This is a genomic window from uncultured Alsobacter sp. (assembly GCF_945952055.1).
In the GTDB taxonomy this organism is placed as follows: Bacteria; Pseudomonadota; Alphaproteobacteria; order Rhizobiales; family Beijerinckiaceae; genus Alsobacter.
In genome coordinates this window covers 74,224-95,387 of the sequence record NZ_CAMFHB010000010.1, presented here as the reverse complement: position 1 = coordinate 95,387, position 21,164 = coordinate 74,224, and the positions used below count along the sequence as shown (strand labels likewise).

The 21,164-nt window shown below is 68.5% G+C and carries 18 protein-coding genes; 14 read left to right on the top strand and 4 right to left on the bottom strand.

The window, feature by feature from the left end:
- From Q0Q47_RS10160 to Q0Q47_RS10150, 3 genes are all read right to left on the bottom strand, one after another.
- On the bottom strand, positions 1-1,149 hold the full coding sequence (locus Q0Q47_RS10160) for an ABC transporter permease subunit (RefSeq protein ID WP_293858358.1): 1,149 nt from the start codon (positions 1,147-1,149) through the stop codon (positions 1-3).
- Entirely contained in the window at positions 1,142-2,062 is a 921-nt protein-coding gene (gene oppB, locus Q0Q47_RS10155; protein WP_293858355.1) for an oligopeptide ABC transporter permease OppB, read from the bottom strand. Before oppB ends, Q0Q47_RS10160 begins: the two co-directional genes overlap by 8 nt.
- Before the next feature lie 237 nt (positions 2,063-2,299).
- Complete coding sequence (locus tag Q0Q47_RS10150) at positions 2,300-3,889, bottom strand: peptide ABC transporter substrate-binding protein (RefSeq protein WP_293858352.1); 1,590 nt, start codon at positions 3,887-3,889, stop codon at positions 2,300-2,302.
- A 135-nt stretch (positions 3,890-4,024) separates the two neighbouring features.
- On the opposite strand from Q0Q47_RS10150, the gene Q0Q47_RS10145 reads away from it, so the two are divergent.
- The 12 genes from Q0Q47_RS10145 (at position 4,025) to Q0Q47_RS10090 (ending at position 16,226) form a co-directional block, all read left to right on the top strand.
- A complete protein-coding gene (locus Q0Q47_RS10145; RefSeq protein WP_293858349.1) occupies positions 4,025-4,444 on the top strand; it encodes a DUF4864 domain-containing protein in 420 nt (139 codons plus the stop codon).
- Positions 4,445-4,658: 214 nt separating this feature from the next.
- The gene (locus Q0Q47_RS10140; RefSeq protein WP_293858346.1) at positions 4,659-5,288 is read left to right on the top strand and encodes a GntR family transcriptional regulator; all 630 of its coding nucleotides are present in this window, start codon (positions 4,659-4,661) and stop codon (positions 5,286-5,288) included.
- Positions 5,285-6,238, top strand: coding sequence for an alpha/beta hydrolase (locus Q0Q47_RS10135; RefSeq protein ID WP_293858343.1), 954 nt, complete (start codon positions 5,285-5,287; stop codon positions 6,236-6,238). Before Q0Q47_RS10140 ends, Q0Q47_RS10135 begins: the two co-directional genes overlap by 4 nt.
- 18 nt (positions 6,239-6,256) lie before the next feature.
- Positions 6,257-7,462, top strand: coding sequence for a sugar ABC transporter substrate-binding protein (locus Q0Q47_RS10130; protein WP_293858340.1), 1,206 nt, complete (start codon positions 6,257-6,259; stop codon positions 7,460-7,462).
- A gap of 174 nt (positions 7,463-7,636) precedes the next feature.
- On the top strand, positions 7,637-8,539 hold the full coding sequence (locus tag Q0Q47_RS10125) for a carbohydrate ABC transporter permease (RefSeq protein ID WP_293858337.1): 903 nt from the start codon (positions 7,637-7,639) through the stop codon (positions 8,537-8,539).
- The gene (locus tag Q0Q47_RS10120; protein WP_293858334.1) at positions 8,536-9,372 is read left to right on the top strand and encodes a carbohydrate ABC transporter permease; all 837 of its coding nucleotides are present in this window, start codon (positions 8,536-8,538) and stop codon (positions 9,370-9,372) included. Before Q0Q47_RS10125 ends, Q0Q47_RS10120 begins: the two co-directional genes overlap by 4 nt.
- Entirely contained in the window at positions 9,369-10,256 is an 888-nt protein-coding gene (locus tag Q0Q47_RS10115) for a sugar phosphate isomerase/epimerase (protein WP_293858331.1), read from the top strand. The genes Q0Q47_RS10120 and Q0Q47_RS10115 overlap by 4 nt, the downstream gene beginning before the upstream one ends.
- A 2-nt stretch (positions 10,257-10,258) precedes the next feature.
- On the top strand, positions 10,259-11,257 hold the full coding sequence (locus Q0Q47_RS10110; RefSeq protein WP_293858328.1) for a Gfo/Idh/MocA family oxidoreductase: 999 nt from the start codon (positions 10,259-10,261) through the stop codon (positions 11,255-11,257).
- A 129-nt stretch (positions 11,258-11,386) separates the two neighbouring features.
- Positions 11,387-12,370: a response regulator gene (locus Q0Q47_RS10105; RefSeq protein WP_293858325.1), complete on the top strand. Its 984-nt coding sequence runs from the start codon at positions 11,387-11,389 to the stop codon at positions 12,368-12,370.
- 36 nt (positions 12,371-12,406) lie between these two features.
- The gene (locus Q0Q47_RS10100; RefSeq protein WP_293858322.1) at positions 12,407-12,910 is read left to right on the top strand and encodes a hypothetical protein; all 504 of its coding nucleotides are present in this window, start codon (positions 12,407-12,409) and stop codon (positions 12,908-12,910) included.
- A gap of 27 nt (positions 12,911-12,937) precedes the next feature.
- The gene (locus Q0Q47_RS10095; protein ID WP_293858319.1) at positions 12,938-15,163 is read left to right on the top strand and encodes an ATP-binding protein; all 2,226 of its coding nucleotides are present in this window, start codon (positions 12,938-12,940) and stop codon (positions 15,161-15,163) included.
- Positions 15,164-15,785: 622 nt separating this feature from the next.
- Positions 15,786-16,226: a hypothetical protein gene (locus tag Q0Q47_RS10090; protein WP_293858316.1), complete on the top strand. Its 441-nt coding sequence runs from the start codon at positions 15,786-15,788 to the stop codon at positions 16,224-16,226.
- A 103-nt stretch (positions 16,227-16,329) separates the two neighbouring features.
- On the opposite strand, the gene Q0Q47_RS10085 is transcribed toward Q0Q47_RS10090, so the two are convergent.
- Entirely contained in the window at positions 16,330-18,255 is a 1,926-nt protein-coding gene (locus Q0Q47_RS10085) for a hypothetical protein (protein WP_293858313.1), read from the bottom strand.
- Positions 18,256-18,579: 324 nt separating this feature from the next.
- On the opposite strand from Q0Q47_RS10085, the gene Q0Q47_RS10080 reads away from it, so the two are divergent.
- Positions 18,580-19,185, top strand: coding sequence for a transglutaminase-like cysteine peptidase (locus Q0Q47_RS10080; protein ID WP_293858310.1), 606 nt, complete (start codon positions 18,580-18,582; stop codon positions 19,183-19,185).
- Positions 19,186-19,375: 190 nt separating this feature from the next.
- Positions 19,376-21,082, top strand: a complete 1,707-nt coding sequence (locus Q0Q47_RS10075; protein ID WP_293858307.1) for a cation:proton antiporter — start codon at positions 19,376-19,378, stop codon at positions 21,080-21,082.
- The last annotated feature ends 82 nt before the right edge of the window (positions 21,083-21,164 follow it).

Here is a 21,164-nt window from a genome sequence, read left to right as displayed (position 1 = left end):
TCAGCGGTCCTTCGGGTCGAGGGCGTCGCGCAAGCCGTCGCCGATGAAGTTGAGGCAGAACAGCGTGCCGGTCAGGAAGATGGACGGGAACACCAGCATCCAGGTCGAGCCCTGGATGTTCTTGGCGCCCTCGGCGATCAGCACGCCCCAGCTCGTCATCGGCTCCTGGACGCCGAGGCCCAGGAACGACAGGAAGCTCTCCAAAAGGATCACCTTGGGCACCAGCAGCGTCATGTAGACGACCACGGGCCCCAGCGTGTTCGGGATCACGTGCCGGCGCAGGATGCCGCCCGTCGTGACGCCCAGCGCCTCGGCGGCCTGCACGTATTCCTGCCGCTTGATGGAGAGCGTCTGGCCGCGGACGATGCGGGCCATGTCGAGCCATTCGACCGCGCCCACCGCCAGGAACATCAGCACGAAGTTGCGGCCGAAGAACACGACCAGCAGGATGACGAAGAAGATGAACGGCAGCGAGTAGAGCACGTCGACCGCGCGCATCATCAGGTTGTCGATGCGCCCGCCGAGATAGCCGGCGGTGGCGCCCCACAGCACGCCGATGAGGATGGCGACGGTCGTCGCCAGCACGCCGATGGCCAGCGAGATCCGCCCCGCGAAGAGCGTGCGGGTGAGAAGGTCTCTTCCGTTGGAATCCGTGCCGAACAGGAAGTGGTTGCGCTTGATCGGCACGTCGGCGACCAGCTTCTTCCCCTCGTCGGCCTTCTCGACGACCTTCGCGGTGCGAAACAGGTCCGACCGCTCGAAATAGACCAGCAGCCGCTCGTCAATGGCCCGCGGCGCGGTCAGCGTCACCCGCAGCGTGTCGCCGGTGACCTGCTGGCTCTCCACCTTGGCGCGCATGCGCGAGGCGATCCGGTCGACCGCGGGACCGATCTGGTCCGGCGTCGGGTAGGCCTGCCACTGCGCCGGCACGCGGACATAGTCCTGGTAGACCTGGTCGTAGTCGTGCCCGGTGACCAGCGGCCCGACGATGCAGGCGATGGCCACGAAGGTCAGCACCACGATGCTGGCCAGGGCGGCGCGGTTGCGCACGAGCCTCGTCCGGGCGTCGGCCCAGAGCGAGCGCCCCTTGACCGGCGCCGAGGTCGAGAGCGCGGCGGCCACGGTGTCGGGCGTGCTCACGTCACTCATAGCGCACCCGCGGGTCGATGAGCGCGTAGACCAGATCCACGAGCAGGTTGAACACGAGCACGAAGATCGCGATGACGATCACCGTGCCCATCACGAGCGTGTAGTCGCGGTTGAGGGCGCCCTCGACGAAGTAGCGTCCGATGCCCGGGATGCCGAAGATCGTCTCCACCACCACCGAGCCGGTCAGGAGCGCCGCCGCCGCCGGCCCAAGATAGGACACGACCGGCAGCGCGGCCCCGCGCAGCGCGTGGCGCACGATCACCGGCAGCGGCAGGCCGTTGGCGCGCAGCGTGCGCACGTGGTTGGACCGCAGCACCTCGATCATGGCGGCCCGCGTCATGCGCGCGACGACGGCCACCTGCGGCAAGGCGAGCGTGAGGATGGGCAAGACGGTGTTGCGCACCGCCCCGTCGTTCCAGCCCCCCACGGGAAACCAGGACAGCGTCAGGCCGAACACGATCTGCAGGATGGGAGCGACCACGAAGGTGGGCACGGTGATGCCGAAGGTCGCGAGCCCCACGACCGCGTAGTCGGTCGGCTGGTTCTGCCGGAAGGCGGCGATGACGCCCAGCGTGCCGCCGACGACGACGGCCAGCAGCAGCGCCGTGAACCCGAGCCGCATGGAGATCGGCAGCCCGCGGGCGAAGAGCTCGCCGATGGTGAAGTCGCGGAAATAGAACGATGGCCCCAGGTCGCCGCGCATCAGGGCGGAGAGGTAGAGCCAGTACTGGTACCAGAGCGGCTGATCGAGCTGGTAGATCTTGCGCAGGTTCTCCATGACCTTCGCCTCGAGCGGCCGCTCGAGGTCGAAGGGTCCGCCCGGGGCCACCCGGATCAGGAAGAACGAGATGGTGACGATCAGGAACAGCGTCGGAATGGCCGACAAGAGCCGCCTGATGACATAAAGCCCCATCCCACCCGCTCCGAACGCCTTGGATCACGCCAACTGAATATGAACGACGTCGCCAAGGCCCCAATCGGATCCGAATGGCTTCGTGTGTCCGGCCCGCCCCCCTCTCCGCGTCCTGGCCGGGCTTGGCCCGGCCATCCACGAATTGCGGACGGCCCCGCGAAAGTCGTGGATGCCCGGGCCAAGCCCGGGCAGGACGGCTGAGAGGCGGTCGCTGACGCTCGTCCGCTTCAAGAGCTCTCAGTTCTTGATCGACAGGAACCGCGACAGATGGCGATCGAGGGTGTTGGATTCGTAGCCCGACACCTTGTCGGACACGAGGTTCTTCGAGCCGTAGAACATCAGCGGGATGTAGGCCTGGTCGTTCACGAAGATCGCCTCGGCCTGCTTGAGCACCTTGGCGCGCTCGGTGAGGTCCTTCGTGCCCGCCGCCTTCTTCATCAGCGCGTCGTAGTCCTTGTTGGCGTAGTTGGCGTAGTTCAGGCCCTTGTTGTCGCTCTCGCCCAGGAACAGGAAGTTCTGCGGGTCGGAATAGTCGGCGATCCAGCCGGCACGCGCCACGTCGAAGTCACCCTTGTCGCGCAGGAGCGCGTAGTGGGTCTTCAGGTCGGTGTTGACCAGCTTCACCTCGACGTTGAAGGGCTTCCACTGGTTGGCCATCGCCACCGAGGTGTTCTTGTGGTTCTCGGAGGTGTTGTAGCGGATCTCGACGGTCATCTTCTTGCCGCCGGGGCCGTAGCCCGCCTCCTTCAGGAGCGCCTTGGCCTTGTCCTCGCGCTCGATCGGCGAAAGGTCCTTCCACGACACAGTCGCCGGCTCGCCGTAGTTGCCGATGCCGGGCGGCACGAAGGAATAGGCCGGGATCATCGTCCCGCCCCAGATCTCCTCGGCCAGGAACTCGCGGTCGAGCACCATGGAGAGGGCCTGGCGCACGCGCACGTCGGTGAAGGGCTCCTTCTTCGTGTTGAACACGAAGTAGTAGGTGCCAAGATACGGCGCGAGCTTGAACTTGTCCTTCAGGTTCTCGCGAATGAACTTGATCTGGTCGGTGGGAACGTCGTTGTAGGTGTGGATCTCGCCGGCCTGGAAGCGGCGCAGGCCCGCGGCGCGGTCCTCGATCGGGAAGACGTTGACCTGGTCGACCTTGACCGACGCGGCGTCACGGTAGCTCGGGTTCTTCACCATCACGATCTTGTCGTTCGGGACGAAGGACTTGAGCATGTAGGCGCCGTTCGACACCCAGTTCTCCGGCTTGATGAAGTCCTTGCCGAACTTCTTCACCGAGGCGGCGTGGACCGGGAAGCCGGTCTGGTGCGCGAGCTGCGCGATGAAGTAGGGAGCCGGGTTCTCGAGCGCGATCTCCAGCGTCTTGTCGTCGATCGCCTTGACGCCGAGCTCCTCGACCTTGGCCTGGCCCTTGTTGACCTTCTCGCCGTTCTTGATGGTGTAGAGGATGTTGGCGTACTTCGCGCCGGTCTCCGGGTTCATCAGGCGCTGGAACGAGAACACGAAGTCGCTGGCCGTCACCGGGTCGCCGTTCGACCATTTGGCGTTGGCGCGCAGCTTGAAGGTGTAGACGGACCCGTCGTCGTTGGCCGACCAGGACTCCGCCACGCCCGGCACGATGTTGGCCTTGGCGTCGTAGGTCACGAGGCCCTCGAACATGTCGAGGAGGACGTCGCTTTCCACCACGGTGGAGGTCTTCTGCGGGTCAAGCGTCTCCGGATCGCCCGGGTTGCCGCGGTTGTAGACCATCTGCGCGCTGGCGGCGCTGAGGCCCAGGCCGAGCGCGAGCGCGGCGACGGTCGTTCGGAGCGTGACGTGATACATGCAGTCCTCCTTCGGCAAGGATTGTTCTGGTGTGAACCTGCGACAGAACCGGCATGCGTGCAACCGGAGTCGCACATCCGCCCACTGGCCTTTGAACGGTCCAGCGCTAGCTCCTCGCACAGGAGGGTCGAGACGATGAGAAGACGCAGCTTCCTGGCCGGTCTGGCCGCCGCATCGCTCGCCGCCGGGCCGACCTGGGCCCAGGCCGCGCCGGACGCGGCCGCCATTCGCGACGTCATCGGCTCGCAGCTCGATGCTTTCCTCGCCGACGACGGCCAGCGCGCCTGGTTCTATGCTTCGCCCGGCATTCAGCAGATGTTCCGGACCGAGGACATCTTCATGGGCATGGTTCGCAATGGCTACCAACCCGTGTACCGGCCGAAGTCGCGCGCCTTCGAGGCCCTGCGGGACACGGCGACCGGCCCGGAACAGGACGTGCGCCTGACCGATGCCGCCGGCGAGGAGTGGATCGCGATCTACAGCATGGAGCAGCAGCCGGACGGCTCCTGGAAGATCGCCGGATGCCGGCTGGTCAAGGCGCCGCCCTCGGTGTGACGCGCGGCTGAGGGGTCCTGCGTCCTTCGACACGCCGCCTCCGGCGGCTGCTCGGGACGAGGACTGTTAGTATCTGCAAAACAACAACAATGGCCCTCATCCTGAGCAGGCCGCGGAGCGGCCGTGTCGAAGGACGCATCATCGTGCCCCCGCCCCCTTGCCAGCCTCCGCCAACCCGAATATCAATATCGATAATCAACACGAGGAAACGCCGGTGCGCCCGCGCGACGCGGTCTACTCCACGCTCAAGCGACGGATCCTGCTCAACGAGCTGAAGCCCGAGACGGGCCTCACCGAGCTCGGGGTGGCGCAGGAGCTCGGCTGCAGCCAGGGGACCGTGCGCGAGGCCTTGCTGCGGCTGCAGGAGGATGGGCTGGTTCTCCGCAACGGCCACCGCGGCACCATGGTCACGCCGCTCGAGGCCGACGAGGCCGAGGAGATGCTGGCGCTGCGCCGGCGCCTCGAGACCCGCGGAGCGATGCGCGCGGCGGCCCGGTGTCAGCGCGACGACGTCACCCGCCTGCAGGCGCTCCTCGCGGACATGGAAGAGGCCGCTCGCGCCGGTGACGACTATGGCCTGATCGAGATCGACACCGCCTTCCACATGGCGATCTTCCGCATCGCCGGCCTGCGTTCGCTCGACCAGATCCTGCAGCGCTGCATCCTGCACTCGCACCGCCAGAAGCTGTGGGAGCCGCGCCACCAGCGCCCGCTCGTCGAGACCGCCCGCCGCCACCAGCCGCTCATCGCCGCCCTGGACAAAGGCGGCGAGAGCCTGGCCCAGGCGCTCGGCCACCACATCGACACCATCGTCGCCATCGCCCCGGAGCGTCTTGCCGTATGAGTGCCTTCGATCCCGACCAGGCCGCCGTCGTCGCCCGCATCAAGGCAGGACCGCAGGTGGATCTGCGCACCCTGCCGATGGAGGAGGCCCGCAAGGTCTTCATGGAGAACCAGAAGGCCTGGCTCTTCGACCTCCATCCCGTCGCTGAGATCCGCGATTTCGAGGTCCCCGGCGCCACCGGCCCGCAGCGCGCCCGCCTCTATCGGCCCGCGGTGCAGGGCGCCCTCCCCGTCATCCTCTTCGTCCATGGCGGCGGCTGGACCTTCGGCTCCATCGACAGCCACGGCCCCGTGATGCAGTCGCTCGCCGCGCTGTCGGGCTGCGCCGTGCTCGGCATCGACTATCGGCTGGCGCCCGAATGCCCCTTCCCCGGCCCGCTCGACGACGTTCTCGCCGCGCTCGCCCACGTCGAGAGCGGCGGATTGGGGGCCGGATACGACGGCTCGCGCACGGCGCTCGCGGGCGACTCCGCCGGCGCCAACCTCGCGCTCGGCGCCATCGTCGCCCGCCGCGACGCCGGCGGCCCCCTGCCCCGCACGGCGGCACTGTTCTACGGCTGCTTCGCGCCGATCTTCGACACCGACAGCCACAAGCGCAACGGCGATGGCTCGTTCCTGCTCTCCACCGCCTCCATGCAGTGGTATTGGCGCAATTTCCTGGGCAGCCAGCACGACGCGCCACCGCCGGCGGCCGCCCCGCTGAACGCGGACCTGAAGGGGCTGCCACCGCTCTACCTCAACGCGGCGGCGCTCGACCCGCTGCTCGACGACACGCTGCTGATCTGCGGCCGACTGGCCGCCGCGGGCGTGCGCTACCGCTTCGACCTCTGGCCAGGCGTCGTCCACGGCTTCCTGCGCTTCGCGGGGGCCATCAAGGCCTCGCGCGACGCCATCGCCGCGGCCGCCGCCTACCTGAACGCCGAACTCACCGACAAACCCGGGAGGACATAAATCATGGGGGAAACGCACATGAAGCGCCGCACATTCCTGAAGCTCGCGGGCGGCACCGCGCTCGCCGGCTCGCTCGCCCGCCCCGCGCTGGCGCAGCAGGTCACCGTCAAGTGGTGGTACCACTTCGACAATCCGCAGAACACGCCGGCTGAACTGGTCGCCAAGTTCGAGAAGGAGAACCCCGGCATCAAGGTGCAGGCCGAGGCGATCCCGTGGGGCGGCGGCAACGACTATTCGACCCGCATGTTCGCCAGCATCGTGGCGGGCAACGCGCCCGACTGCGCCCAGGTGAAGCTCAACAATCAGGCGCGCCTGATGGAGATGGACGCGCTCGCGCCGCTCGACGACTACCTGAAGGGCTGGGCCGGCCGGTCCGACATCGCCGACAACATCTGGACGCTGAACCGCGCCAGCAACGGCAAGCAGTACTATCTGCCGCTGCACTACGTGGTGCTCTACCTCTATTACCGCACCGACATGATGGCGAAGGCGCCGGCCACGACCGAGGAGTTCCTCGCCGCGGCCAAGGCCGCCACCAAGGGTGACGTCTACGGCTTCGGCATGCGCGGCGGTGGCGGCGGCCAGGACAACTGGGGCGCCTTCGTGCTGGGCGGTGGGGCCAACTTCTCCAAGGGCGGCATGGTCTCGGAAAAGGCGCTGGCCGCCAACCGCTGGTACGTGGGCCTCGCCCGCGAGCACAAGGTGGTGCCGCCCTCCGCCCCGGCGGACGGCTTCCGCCAGATCGTCGACGGCTTCAAGGCCGGCCGCTCCGCCATGATCATCCACCACATCGGCTCCTCGGCCGAGATGGTGGCGGCGCTGGGCGACAAGGTCTCGGCCGCCCCGGTGCCCGCGACCCCGGGCGCCAAGGGCTGGACGCAGTTCGGCGACGAGTCGAACGCGGTGTTCGCCAGCTCGAAAAACAAGGACGCGGCCTTCAAGTGGATCTCGTTCCTGTCCACGGGCGAGAACAACGCCGCGCTGGCGAAGCTCAGCGGCCAGCTGCCCATCGCCAATTCGGCGGCTGCCAGCTGGAAGGGCCACGAGAAGCGCTTCGTCGATGCCAGCGTCGCCTCGCTGCCGATCGCCGGCGTGCTCCCCGACAGCCCCAAGACCGCCGACTTCGCCACCACCGTCTGGCCGCAGAACATGCAGCGCGCTCTGCTCGGCCAGATCTCGCCCGACGACATGATGAAAGCCATCGAGACCCACTTCAACGGGTGACGAAGAGGCTTTCACGTCTCCACCTCTCCGCCGTCATGCCCGGGCTTGGCCCGGGCACCCACGACTTTGCTTGGGACATCCCGAAGTCGTGGATGGCCGGGCCAAGCCCGGCCATGACGGCGGAGGGGTTCAGGCATCAGCGTCATCCCGAATGACGCACCGGCGGACCAGTTCATGACCCCGACCAGAACGGCAGGCGGCAACGCCCGCGAGGCCGTGACGCCTTACCTCTTCCTGCTGCCGGCGCTCCTGGTGACGCTGGCGGTCGTGCTCGTGCCCGTGGCGCAGACCATGTGGATGAGCCTGCACGACTACGTGCTGTTCCGGCCGAAGAACGTGCCCTTCATCGGGCTCGGCAACTTCGCGCGGCTCCTCAAGGACGAGGTGTTCTGGATCTCGCTCGCCAACTCCGCCTGGTGGATCGGGCTGGTGGTGAGCCTGCAGTTCGCGCTCGGCCTCGTCACCGCGCTGCTCCTCAACCAGAGCTTTTGGTGGCGGGGGCTGGCCCGCGGGCTCATCATCATCCCGTGGGCGCTGCCGAGCGTCATCATCGGGCTCACCTGGACGTGGATGTACGATTTCAACGTCGGCGTCCTGAACGACGTCCTGCTGCGCTTCGGCATCGTCGAGAAGCCGGTCGCCTGGCTCGCCCAGCCGGGCACGGCGTTCTACTCCATTGTCCTGGCGCTGATCTGGCAGGGATTTCCGTTCTTCGCCGTGACCATCCTGGCCGGCCTGCAGACCATCCCCGACGAGCTCCTGGAGGCCGCCGAGATCGACGGCGCCACGCGCTTCCAGCGCCTGCGCTCCGTGATCCTGCCCTCGATCGCGGGCGTCATCGGCACGGCGCTGCTCCTGCGCACCATCTGGGTCGCCAACTCACTCGACGTCATCCTGGTGATGACCGGCGGCGGTCCCGGCTTCGCCACCCACACCCTGCCCCTCTATGCCTTCCTCAAGGCCTATAGCGGCATGGAATTCGGCTACGGCTCGGCGCTCGCGCTCGTCCTGACGCTGCTGCTTCTCGCCGTGGTGTTCGTCTACGTGCGCCGCCAGTCCCGGGAGCTCGGCCGATGATCGACCGCCGCTCCCGCCTGCAGAAATTCGTCGAGGTCGAGATCCCGGTGCTGCTGATCGCGCTCTTCGCGATCGGTCCCTACGTCTGGATGATGCTCACCTCGATCAAGACGGATGCCGACATCGCGGCCTTCCCGGTGCGCTACCTACCGACGCAGGTCACCTTCGAGCACTACCGGATGCTGCTGGAGCGCACAACCTTCTCCGGCAACCTGCTGAACAGCTTCATCGTGGCGCTCGGCGCCTGCACGCTGGGGCTCGGCGTCAGCATCCCGGCCGCCTACGGCTTCTCGCGGTTCCGCTTTCCCGGCCGGCGGGTGCTGATGACGCAGTTCCTCGTCATCAACATGTTCCCCATCGTGCTCATCATCATCCCGCTCTTCGTGCTGATGCGGCAGATGGGACTGCTGGACACGGTGCTCGGCATCGTGCTCGGCCACTCCACCTTCGCGATCCCGTTCTCGATCTGGATGCTGACGAGCTACATGAACGCCATTCCCGGCGAGCTCGACGAGGCCGCGCGCATCGACGGCGCCAGCCGGCTGCAGACGCTGCGGCTCGTGATCCTGCCGGTGGTGCTGCCCGGCATCGTCACGACCGGCATCTACATCTTCGTGACCTCCTGGAACGAATATCTCTTCGCCATGATGCTGTCCGGCCAGAACGTGCGGACGGTCACCGTGGCGCTGCAGCTCTTCATCGGCGAATTCACCGTGCAATGGGGCCTGCTCACGGCTGGCGGCACGCTGATCGCCATTCCCGTCACCATCCTCTTCCTTCTCGTCCAGAAACGGCTCGTGGGCGGACTCACGGCCGGCGCGGTGAAATCATGACCAGACCCAATCCCATCGGCGTCATCTCCATGTTCTATGCCCGGCCCTTCGGCCGGGAGCACTTTTCTCTGTTTGCCCGCATGAGGAAGGCCGGCTGCGACTTCGTCGAGCTTCTCGTGCCGGAACCGGGCGAACTCGACCTCGGAGAGACGCGCAAGGCGCTGGCCGACAACGGCCTGGCCGTGGCGCTCGCCGCCCGCGTCAACCTCACACGCGACCTGTCGAGCGCGGATCCGGAGGCGGCCGAAGCGGGCATCCGGTACCTGGAGACCTGCGTGGACGTCGCGGCCGACCTCGGCGCCGGCATCGTAGGCGGACCGCTCTACGGGGCGCCCCTCGTCTTCGCGGGCCGTCCCCCGGCCCCCGTCGACGAAACGGAACGCAAGCGGCGCATCGACCAGATCGTGGGCGGCCTCAAGGTCGCCGGGCGGCGGGCCGCCGACAAGGGCGTGACGCTGGCCATCGAGTCGCTGAACCGCTTCGAGACCGACATCGCCAACACCACGGGTCACGCCCTGGCGCTCGCTGAGGCCGTCGACATGGACAGCGTCGGGGTCATGCTCGACACCTTCCACATGAACATGGAAGACCCGGACATCCCGTCCGCGATCCGCCGCGCGGGCCGCCGCATGGTTCATTTCCAGGCCAACGAGAACAACCGCGGGTTCGTCGGCTCGGGCCACATCGACTGGCCGGCCGTCGCCCGCGCGCTCGTCGCCGTCAACTACACCGGCCCGATCACCCTGGAGCCCTTCCGCCGCGACGACGAGCGGCCCGGCGTGCCGCTGGCCCAGTGGCGCGCGCCGCAGAAGGACGAGGACGCCGCGCTCTCGGCGAGCATCGCCTATCTCGACGCCGCGCTCACCTTCGCCCGGAGGGTCTGACCATGACCATGCGCATCGGATGGATCGGCTGCGGCACCCACGCCAACGAGATGCTGCTGCCCCAGATCACGCGCTACGACGTGTCGCTGGTGGGGATGTGCGACACCGACGAGGAGAGGCTCGGCCGCACGGCGCAGCGCTTCGGCGTGCCGGAGGCGGGCCGGACCCGCGACTGGAAGGCGCTGCTGGCGCGCGACGACCTCGACGCCGTGGCCATCGCCGCCGGCCCGGCCGCGCACCACGCCATGGGCATCGCGGCGCTGGATCGGGGCCTGCCGGTGTTCCTGGAGAAGCCGCCTGCCCCCACGGCCGCCGCCGCCGACCAGCTGGCGCGCGCCGCCAAGCGCTCGGGCAAGCCCTGCGTGCTGGGCTTCATGAAGCGCTATTCGACCGCCAACCGCATCGGCGGCAATATCGTGCGGGGCGACGGCTTCGGCATGCCGGCGAGTTTCCTCGGCGAGTACATGACCGCGCCGACTTATTTCGAAAAGGATCCCGACTACACGGGCTTCTACCTGCACCACTGCGTCCACTATTTCGACCTCGTGCCCTGGCTGATGGGCGAGGTCGCCGACATCGGCGTGCGGCATCACCAGCTGGCCCCGGGCAAGCTCCTGCTCCATGTCGATTTCCGCTTCGCCAGCGGCGGCATCGGCACGTTGGTGATGGGAACCCACCAGTCCCGCGGCACGCCGATGGAGTGGTGGCAGGTCATGGCCGACCACCAGAGGGTCGAGGTCCGCAACGTCCACGAGGTCCGCCACTATCGTCACCCGCCCTTCAAGGTCTCGCGCACCGACGCGACGCTGGACGGCGCCGTCGACACGCTGGTCTGGGAGCCCAACCTGACGGTCGCCGCCAACGAGGACCACAAGGGCTACCATTCCCTGATGGGAGACTTCCTGAAGGCCGTCAGGGGCGAGATGGTCGACGTGCCGGATGCTTCGGACGGAGCAAGGGCCATGCATCTGCTGGAGCGTGTTGTAGCAAAAATCAAATAACAGGGCGGTTCTTCACCCACCGTTCATCCTGACCGTTCCTTTCCGGGCAGGACAGAATAAGACGGAACAGTTCCAGCGTCTTGTTCACTTTTCGCGCGCAAACATCGGCCCAGTTGCAAAGGGCCTGTTATGCGCATTTTGATTGTAGACGACAGCCCCATCAACCTGATGGTCCTCAAGGGGATCGTCATGAAGTTCGATGGGGTGGACGTCTCCACCTTCAGCGATCCCCTCGCCGCCATCCACGCGTGCGAGGAGACGCAATACGACGTCATCGTCGCCGACTACATGATGCCGGGCATCGACGGGATCGCCCTGGTGGCGCGCCTGCGGGCCATGCCGGCCTATGCCAGCCTGCCCATCGTCATGATCACGACCGAGGACGAGAAGCGCACCTGCATCCGCGCGCTCGAGGCCGGTGCCACCGACTACGTGACGAAGCCGATCGAGCCGGTCGAATTGAAGGCGCGCCTGCGCAACCTCATGCTGCTGCGCGACGCGCAGATCCTCGCCGAGGACAAGGCCACCTGGCTCACCCAGCAGATCGAGACGGCCACCACGCTGCTCAAGGCCCGCGAGCGCGAGATGATGGCGCGGCTCAACCGGGTGATCGACGAGCGCGACTGGGAGGACGCCGACGCCGCCGACCGGATGGCGGAGATCGCCTCCCTGATCGCGGCGGAACTGGGCGTCGGCACGGACGCGGTCCGTGACCTGCGCCTGGGATGCACCCTTTTCGCCAGCGGCTCGCTCGACCTGCGCGAGCCGGCACCGCAGCCCTCCGCCATTCCCGACAGCCTGACGCCCGTGCGCATCGCGCGCTCCATCGCCGCCGGCCGCGACGAGCGGTTCGACGGCACCGGCCTGCCCGCCCGGCTTGCGGGCGCCGCCATTCCCCCCGAAGCCCGCATCGCGGCCATTGCGCTCGCCTATGGGGGCCTCGTCTCGGACCGCGTCTATGGCCGGGGCCTCGCCCCGGAGGAGGCCAGGTCCATCATCCTCGCCGGCAGCGGCAGCCAGTTCGATCCGGAGTGCATCCGGGCCTTCGAGCGCTGCTGGCCGGCGATCTCCGCCTACGTGCCGGGGCGTCACGACGACGTCCGGGTCGCCTGACCTTCAACCCGTTTCTTGCCTTCAGGAGCCCGTTCCATGTTGAAGACCATCGCCGGGGCCGCCGTCGCCCTCATCGCCTTCACCGCCGCCGCCGCCGCCGGCGACCTCGCCAAGCCCGCCGGAAAGGTCGTCCTGACGGTCTCCGGCAAGATCGAGAACCGCAACAGCGAAGGCGGCGCCATGTTCGACATGGCCATGCTCGAGGCCCTGCCCTCGCGCAAGTCGGCCGTGAACACGCCCTGGTACACGAACAAGACCACCTTCGAGGGCCCGCTCGGATCGGCGGTGCTCGACGCCGTCGGCGCGAAGGGCGAGAAGCTGCGCGTCGTCGCCCTCAACGACTACGCCGCGGAAATCCCGCTCGAGGACTTCAAGAAGTGGCCGGTGATCCTCGCCACCAAGCTCGACGGCAACGCCATGTCGGTGCGCGAGAAGGGCCCGATCTTCGTCATCTATCCGTTCGACGCGGACCCCTCGCTGTTCAACGAGAAGTACTTCAACCGCTCGGTCTGGCAGGTGAAGTCGATCGACGTCCAGTAATCGGATCTCGTCGATCGAGGCCCTCCGGTGCCCGCACGCAGCAGACTGCTGAATCTGGTCGGCTTGCCCGCGCTCGTCGCGGCAAGCCTTTTTCTGCTCGCCACCGTGCTGGCCACCTTCCTGACCATCAACGAGCGCAACCGGGTCATGGCCGACAGCGTCCGCGAGGACGCGCTGTGGGCCGCCTACCAGCTCGACCGGGAAACGCAGAAGCTCATCCTCGCCATCCATGAATACGAGGAAACGCGGAGCCAGAGCTTCCGCGACGGGATGCTCCAGCGCTTCGACATCCTGTTCAGCCGGGCGAGCCTGCTGGCAAACGGGGAATACGTCGGCCGGTTCGCCGGCGTCCTGCAGCTGAAGGACGTCATCGACACGGCCAAGGCGGCCATCGGCGACATGGCGCCGCGCTTCGACGCGATCGCCGAGGCCGGAACCGCGGAAACGGCGGCGCTGGTCACGCTGCGGGCCAAGGCCGAGATCCTCAAGACCAACACCGAGCGCCTGCTCACCGAATCCAACGCCCGGCAATCGACGCTGCGGGTGGAGGAGCGCGACGAGGCCGAACGGTCCTATTTCCGTCTGGGGCTGGCCGTGGCCGCCCTGACGCTGGCGATGGGCGCGGTCATCGTCATCCTGTGGGTGCAGCTGCGCCACATCCGCATCTCGGAAGCCTCGCTGCGCGACCTCAGCCGCCGCCATGCGGAAGCGGCCGAACTCGCCGAGGCCGGAAACCGGGCGAAGTCCGCCTTCCTGGCGGCGATGAGCCACGAGATCCGCACGCCGCTCAACGGCGTGATCGGCATGGTCGAGCTCCTGGCGGACAGCCCGCTCTCGCCCGACCAGACCCGGAAACTCGCCACGATCGGGGAATGCTCCAACGCGCTCCTCGACATCATCAACGACGTGCTCGACTTCTCGAAGCTGGAGTCGGGCGCCATCGACCTGGAGGAGCGGGCCTTCGACCTGCGCCCGCTCGTCGACGGCGTCGTGGACATCGTGCGGACGCGGGCCACGGAGAAAGGCCTGGCGCTCACCGTCACCTGCCCCGCCGTCTCGGTGACGGGCGATCAGGCCCGCGTGCGGCAGATCCTGCTGAATCTCGTCTCCAACGCCGTCAAGTTCACGCAGAGCGGCGGCGTCGACGTGAAGATGGCGGTGCGCGGCAATGTCGACGGGCCGGGCCATCTCACCGCGCAGGTCTCCGACACCGGCATCGGCATGTCGGCTCAGGCCCAGGCCAGGCTTTTCAAGGAGTTCACCCAGGTCGACGCCAGCATTCGCCGTCGCTTCGGGGGGACCGGCCTGGGGCTCGTCATCTGCAAGCGCATCACGGAGGCCATGGGCGGAACCATCGCGGTGGCCAGCGAGGAAGGCAAGGGAAGCCGCTTCACGGTGGACATCCCGGTCTCAAACATCGCGCTGCCCACGGCGGCGCCGGCCTCTTCGGCGCCGGAACGGGCCGAACCCATCAAGACGGGCCGCATCCTCGTCGTCGAGGACAATCCCACGAACCAGCGCGTGGCCTCCGAACTCCTCGCCCGCCTCGGCTGCAGCGCCGAATGCGCGGAAAACGGCGAGGAAGCCCTCGCCAGGATGGCCACCGGCCAGTTCGACCTCATTCTCATGGACATGCAGATGCCCGTCATGGACGGCCTGGAGGCGACACGGCGCCTGCGGGCCACCGGGCACGCGCAGATCCCCATCATCGGCCTGACGGCGAACGCCTTCGTCTCCGACCGAGAAACCTGTCTGGCAGCCGGCATGAACGACTTTCTCCCCAAGCCCGCCACCAAGAGCAAGCTCCAGTCCATGCTGCGGACCTGGCTGGGCCGCGGCCTGGGCCCGCAGGACCATCCGCAGCCGGCTCCCGTGCCGGAACAGGAGATGCCGGCGCCGACCGAAGTCCTGCTCGACGCCGAACAGTTCGCCTCCCTGCGGGACGAACTCGGCGACGAGATCATGGACGCGCTGTTCGAGAGCTTCTGGCGCGACGCACGCACCATCGTCACGGAAATCGCCGGCGCCGGCGCCGAGAGCGACGAGACGGTCGTGATCCGGGGCCTGCACACGCTCAAGGGCATCGCCCAGACGGTCGGGTTCGCCGCCATCGCCAAGGCCGCCGCCGAAGCCAAGCGGCGCTACGAGGCCGGCGAAGGACTGCACATGGCCGCCGTGCTCGCCGCGCTGGAACGCACCCGCCAGATCGCCCCCAAGGGCGCCCCGACCTCCCCCATCGACCTCGCGGCCTGACCGCCCGCGGCGGATCCGGAGCCTCTTGGGCCGCCTCTCGGGCCGGGAATCCCGGGGCAGAGTCTCGCGCGGTTCAGCCCCCTTCGTCCTTCTCCTGAAGCAAACCCATCTCTCAGCCGTCCTCCCCGGGCCTGGCCCGGGGACCCACGACTTTGCCGGTGCCAGTCTCATGTCGTGGGTGGCCGGGCCACGCCCGGCCATGACGCGGAGAGGGTGAGGCTAGCAGGACTGGCCAACGATTCAGAGGCTCGGCCCCGACCACGCGTGCCCGCCCACGTCGGCACGCCGGCCGTGTCACGCCCACGGCAATCACTGCAACCTTGACGTTTTCAAAGTCACGTCTTCAGTAATCGAATGGCGAATTGCTTCTTCTTTTTGTTCATCGGTCCGGTCAATACCGTACGGGAACACTACCCATCCCGGAACGGCGGCTATTCGACGATCGGCTTAACGCGCCATTGAGAGTCAAAACCGAACACTCCACGGGTCTTCACTTCGCGGCTTGCTCACATTCAAGAATAGGCGGATGACAAGACATCCTTGAAGCACCAGCTCCCGCTGGTCGGCGCATAGCAGGTCCACCATGGTCTTGACCCTGTCCCGTTCCGCGCCGACTTGCGTGGTGACCCTTCCCACCCTCGTCGTCGCCGGCCGACCGGACCTCGGACGCCGTGTCGTTGAGCTGCTCGAGCAGCTCACGATCCTGGACGTCGACGTGGCCTGCGACTACGTCGAGGGCCATCAGCGCGCGACGGAGCGGGACTACAGCGCGGTCGTGCTCGCGGGACGCCCGAACCGCAGCTTCGGCTTTCATCGCTTCTGTGCCGGCTTCGGGGGCGTCGTCGCGCCGCCGCCCGGTCTCATCGACATCACCGACGGCGAACCCGAACCCCTGCCCTGCGCCGCCATGAAGCCCTTCAGGCTCGAGCCCGATTTCGGCCGCGAGGACCTTCGGCACGCGGTGTGGACGGCGATCGGCATGGCCGGCAGGTCCTGCAAGTCGGCCGGTCTGTGCGGCGTTCCCACCTGCCGGTTCGAGCCGGGCCGGCGCGCGGCCCATTGAAGGTCGCACAGGCTCGCGGCAGGGCCTCACGACCTTCGCCCCTTTGAAAACGAAAAGGGCGCGCCGAAGCGCGCCCTCGTAGCCTGAGAGACCGAGGCGGGTCTCAGCGGTGGCTTCCACCGCCGCCGGCGCTGCTGCCCGAGTTGCCGCTACCGGAGTTGCCGCCGCCCGAGTTGCCGCCGCCGGAATTGCCGCCGCCGAAGCTGCCGCCGGTGTTTCCGCCGGTGTTCCCACCAGCCGAGCTGCCGCCGGCCGAGCTGCCGCCGGCCGAGCTGCCGCCACCCGACTTGCCGCCACCGGAGTTGCTGCCGCCAGAGTTGCCGCCAGCCGAGTTGCTGCCACCCGAGGTGCCACCGGCCGAGTTGCTGCCACCCGACTTTCCGCCGTCAGAGTTGCTGCCGCCCGGGTTGCCGCCAGCCGAGTTGCTGCCACCAGCGTTGCCGCCGGCCGAATTGCTGCCGCCCGAGGTGCCGCCAGCCGCGTTGCTGCCACCCGACTTTCCGCCATCCGAGTTGTTGCCGCCCGGGGCGCCGCCCGAGGTCCCGCCAGAGGTGCCGCCACCGGGGTTACCGCCAGCCGCGTTGCCGTTCCCGGTCGGTCCGTTGTTGCCGGCCGGCGTTCCGGAGCCGCTCTTCTCGCTGCCGGGAGTGCTCGCGGGCGGGCCGGACGGGACACCGCCGCCGGCATGCGTGTCGCCAAGGCCCGCGGGAGCGTTGCCACCCGCAGGAGCGTTGCCACCCGTCGGGGCATTGCCACCGGTGGGGGCGCCGTTGCCGGGCACGGAGCCGCCGGTGGACGGAGCGCCGGGGCCACTCTTGTCGCCGCCCTTGCCGCCGTCCTTCTCGCCTTCCTTGCCGCCGCGGCCACCCTGGGAACCGGAAGGTCCACCGAAGCCGGCGCCGCCGTTGCGGCCGTCCTGCGACAGGCCGGGGGCTTCGCCGCGACCGCCGGTGCGACCCTGTCCGGGAGCGCCCTGGCCCATGTCCGGCGAACCCTGGGGTCCGCGCGCTTCGCCACCCTGGCGGCCCTGGTTCTCGGAACGGCCACCGAAGAGGGCTCCGAGGATGCCGAAGTCCGCGCCGCCCTTGACGCCGCCACCCGCATGCCCCTCGCCCGGCGCCGGACGATCCGTGTCACGGCTGTCCGGGCGGCCGCCCATGCCGCCTTCCCATCCGAGCCGGCCCTGGGCCTCGCCCCGGGTCCCGCCGAAGTCGTTCGAGTCGCCCTTGCGGCCCTCGTTGCGGCCCGACTGCTCGCGCCCCTTGTCCTGACCGCCGCCCATCTCGCGGTTCTGGTCGGGCTTGCCGCCGGACTTCTGCTCCTGGTTCAGGCCGGCATGCTCGCGACCCTTGTCCCGGCCGCCGAAGTCGCGGCCCTGCTCGCCCTTGCCGGCGCCCTTGGTCTCGTCGTTGCGACCGCCATGCTCGTGGCCCTTCGAGGACTCGAAGGACGGCTTGCCCTGCTCGGACTTGCCATGCTCGGACTTGCCCTGCTCGGACTTGCCCGGCCCGCGGTGATCGTCGCCGCGGCCGGCGTGCTCGCGGCCCTTGTCCTTGCCGTCGGACGGCTTCTCGGAGCCCGGCTTGCCGGCCGACTTGTGACCCTCGTGCTCACGGCCCTTGTCGTGGCCATCCCGGCCCTTCTCACCCTTGGCGTGGTCCTTGTGCCCGTCGGGACGACCGGCGTGGCCATGGCCCTTGTCCTTGTCCTTGTCACGGCCGTGGTGGCCATGGCCGCCCTTGCCGGGCTTGGACGGCTTCGGCTTGTCGGCCGGCGGCACCTCGTCCTCGACCTGATCGTCGGCCGGCGGGGCGAACTGGCGGGGGGCCTCGAACTGGGTCGACAGGATGCCGTTCCCGTTCGGGAGGAACCCGAACAGCGGGGCGGCCGGAACCGTGCCGATGAACGTCGTGGTGCAGTGGTCGGCGTTGTCGCCGGTGAAGATCCCGTTGCACTCCGCCAGCGCGGACGTGGTGCTCAGCGCCGTACCGGCTGCGAGCATGAGGGCGAGAGTCGTGAGATGCCGCATGACAATAGATCCCTGTTGGGCGGGACGCAGTGCGTCGCCGCCGAGTGGCCTGCTCGGGGTCATTGGGGTGGGCCGGAGCCCGGGATCGCAGGTGGAGGCGACCGCCTCACTGCAATTAAGAGTTGAGTAACATTTGAGCCGAAGACTTGAAACGAATACGATCTTTTAACATTAATCGGCGGGCTTTGAGCCAAAATTACTTAAAACTACATCGTCCGATCGTACCGGTGTGAAACCACGCCGGCCAGCGGACGTCTCGAAACGGAACGCTCGACAGGGCAGGCACAGGCTTTACAGTGCGGGCGATCCGAAACGGGACAGTCGATGAGAGTGCAAGACCGAACACGCCCCCGCAGGCTCCTGCCCTTTCTGGCGGCAGCGATCGCCGTCGCACTGGGCGCGCCCGACGCGCGCGCGGTGGACGGGCCCCATCTCACCACCGTCGGGCCCGCCCAGTCGCCTCCCGGCAGCACCAGGCTCTGCCGCGACGTGGCGGGCGCCTGCGGCCGGCGTCCCGTCGGCACGTCCCTCGCCCCGGATGCGGAGCGCGAGCTGGCGGCCGAGATCAACACCGCCGTCAACCGGCGGATGATGCCGCGGATCGATCCCCAGGGCATCGGAGCCTCATGGGTGCCGCCCCCGGGCTCCGTCGGAGACTGCAAGCACTACGCGGTGAGCAAGAAGGCGGAACTGGTCAGGGCGGGCGTGGACCCGCGCCACCTGCTGCTCGCCATCGTGGCCCGCGCCGACGCCGAGCTCCACGCGGTGCTCGTCTACCGGACCGCGGCCGGGGACGTGGTCCTGGACAGCCTCACGAACCGCATCCTCGGCTGGCGCGAGAGCGGCTACACATTCATCAAGATGCAGGCTCCCTCCGATCCGTCCCGCTGGGCGCTCGTGCTGGAAGGCCCCCGCGCCCGCCGCAGCTGAGAGCGTGTGAATCGATCCCACTCGCTGGACGCCGAAAGGTTCGCAAGCTCCGGGGACACGTCGCCTCACTCACGCTGCGCAGCCTCCCCCCGTTTGAGGACATGACCCTCCGGCAGCCGTGCAGGCCTCGACGGTTGTCGCGCCGCTCATTTCTTGCTTTGTCGAGCGCACGTGCTTCGGGAGCCAATTCGTGGACCACCACGCGTCACTGATCGCCACGGTCGCCGTCTGCTTCGCGCTGGCGGCCGTGCTGGGCTTCGCGGCGCACCGCGTGCGGCTGCCGCCGCTGGTCGGCTATCTGCTGGCGGGCGTGCTGGTGGGCCCCTTCACGCCCGGATTCCGGGCGGACGCGGACCTGGCGGGCCAGCTCGCCGAGATGGGCGTGATCCTGCTGATGTTCGGCGTGGGCCTGCACTTCTCGCCGGCCGACCTCACGGCCGTGCGCGGCATCGCGGTGCCCGGCGCGCTCGGCCTCATCACGGTGGCGACGCTCCTGGGAACGGCCCTCGCCCTGGCCTGGGGCTGGTCGATCGGCGCCGGCGTCGTCTTCGGCCTCTGCCTGTCCGTGGCGAGCACCGTGGTCGTGCTGCGGGCACTGGAGGAGCGCAACGCCGTCTCGAGCACCGCGGGGCGGGTGGCCATCGGCTGGCTGCTGGTCGAAGACATGGTCATGGTCCTGGTCCTCGTGCTGCTGCCGGGGCTCGCGGGCGCGGCGGGAGGCAAGTCGGGCGATGCCGGCTCGCTGAAGGATCTCGCCTTGTCGGTCGCGTTGACCCTGGGCCAGGTCGCGGGCTTCGTGGTGCTCGCCATCGTGCTCGGGCCGCGCGTGGTGCCGAACCTGCTGAAGCAGGTGGCGCGCACAGGTTCGCGCGAGCTCTTCACCCTCGCGGTCCTGGGCGTAGCGCTCGGCATCGCCTACGGCTCCGCCGTGGTGTTCGGCGTCTCCTTCGCGCTCGGCGCCTTCTTTGCCGGCGTCGTCCTCAACGAATCGCCCTTCGGCCATCGGGCCGCCGCCCAGTCGCTGCCGATGCAGGATGCCTTCGCGGTCCTGTTCTTCGTGTCGGTGGGCATGCTGTTCGACCCGACGATCATCATCCGCGAGCCGGGGGCGGTCCTCGCCGTCCTCGGGCTGGTGATCCTGGGCAAGGCGGTCGCCGCCGTCGTCATCGTGATGGCCCTGGGCTATCCGCTCGGGCTGGGCCTGACGCTGGGGGCGGCGCTGGCGCGCATCGGCGAGTTCTCGTTCATCCTGGCCGGCCTCGGCGCCTCGCTCGGCGTCATGCCCGCCGAGGCCCGGGACCTCGTCATCGCCGCCGCCCTGCTGTCGATCACCCTCAGCTCGGCCGTATACGCCCTGATCGATAGGCTGCAGAAGGCGCTTCCCGGCGGCGGCCCACTCCAGGCCTGGGGCGAGAAGACGGCCGCGGCGCTCGAACAGCGCCTCGAGGCCGCCCGCCTGCGCGCCGAGGCCCGCGAGGCGGAGCACAGCCTCAAGATCCAGACCGTGCTCGGCCTGTTTCCCATGTTCGCGGACCTCGACCACCATGCCCGCGAGGATCTGCTACTCCTGTTCCGGCCGCAGTCCGCCGCGCCCGGGGATAGGGTGATCCGGATCGGCGACAAGCCGGACGCGGCCTATTTCATCTCGGAGGGGACGGTGCAGGTGGATGTCGCCGGCCGCGAGATCCTGCTCTCGGCCGGTGACGTCTTCGGCGAGATGGCGCTGCTCAGCGGCGACAGGCGCAGCGCCACCGTCACCGCGCTCGACTTCTGCCAGTTCTACGCGCTGGGCCGGCGCGACTTCCTCCAATTCCTGTCGCGTCATCCCGAATTGCGGGCCCGGTTGTCCGAGATCGCGGTCCGACGCAGGCAGATGAACGCCGCGCCGGAAGGCTAGCCCACGCGGGAGTGGCGCTGTGCCCGGCCTGCCAGCCCGGCGGGCACGAGCCATTCCACAAGATCGGTGGCGCGGAAGCGAT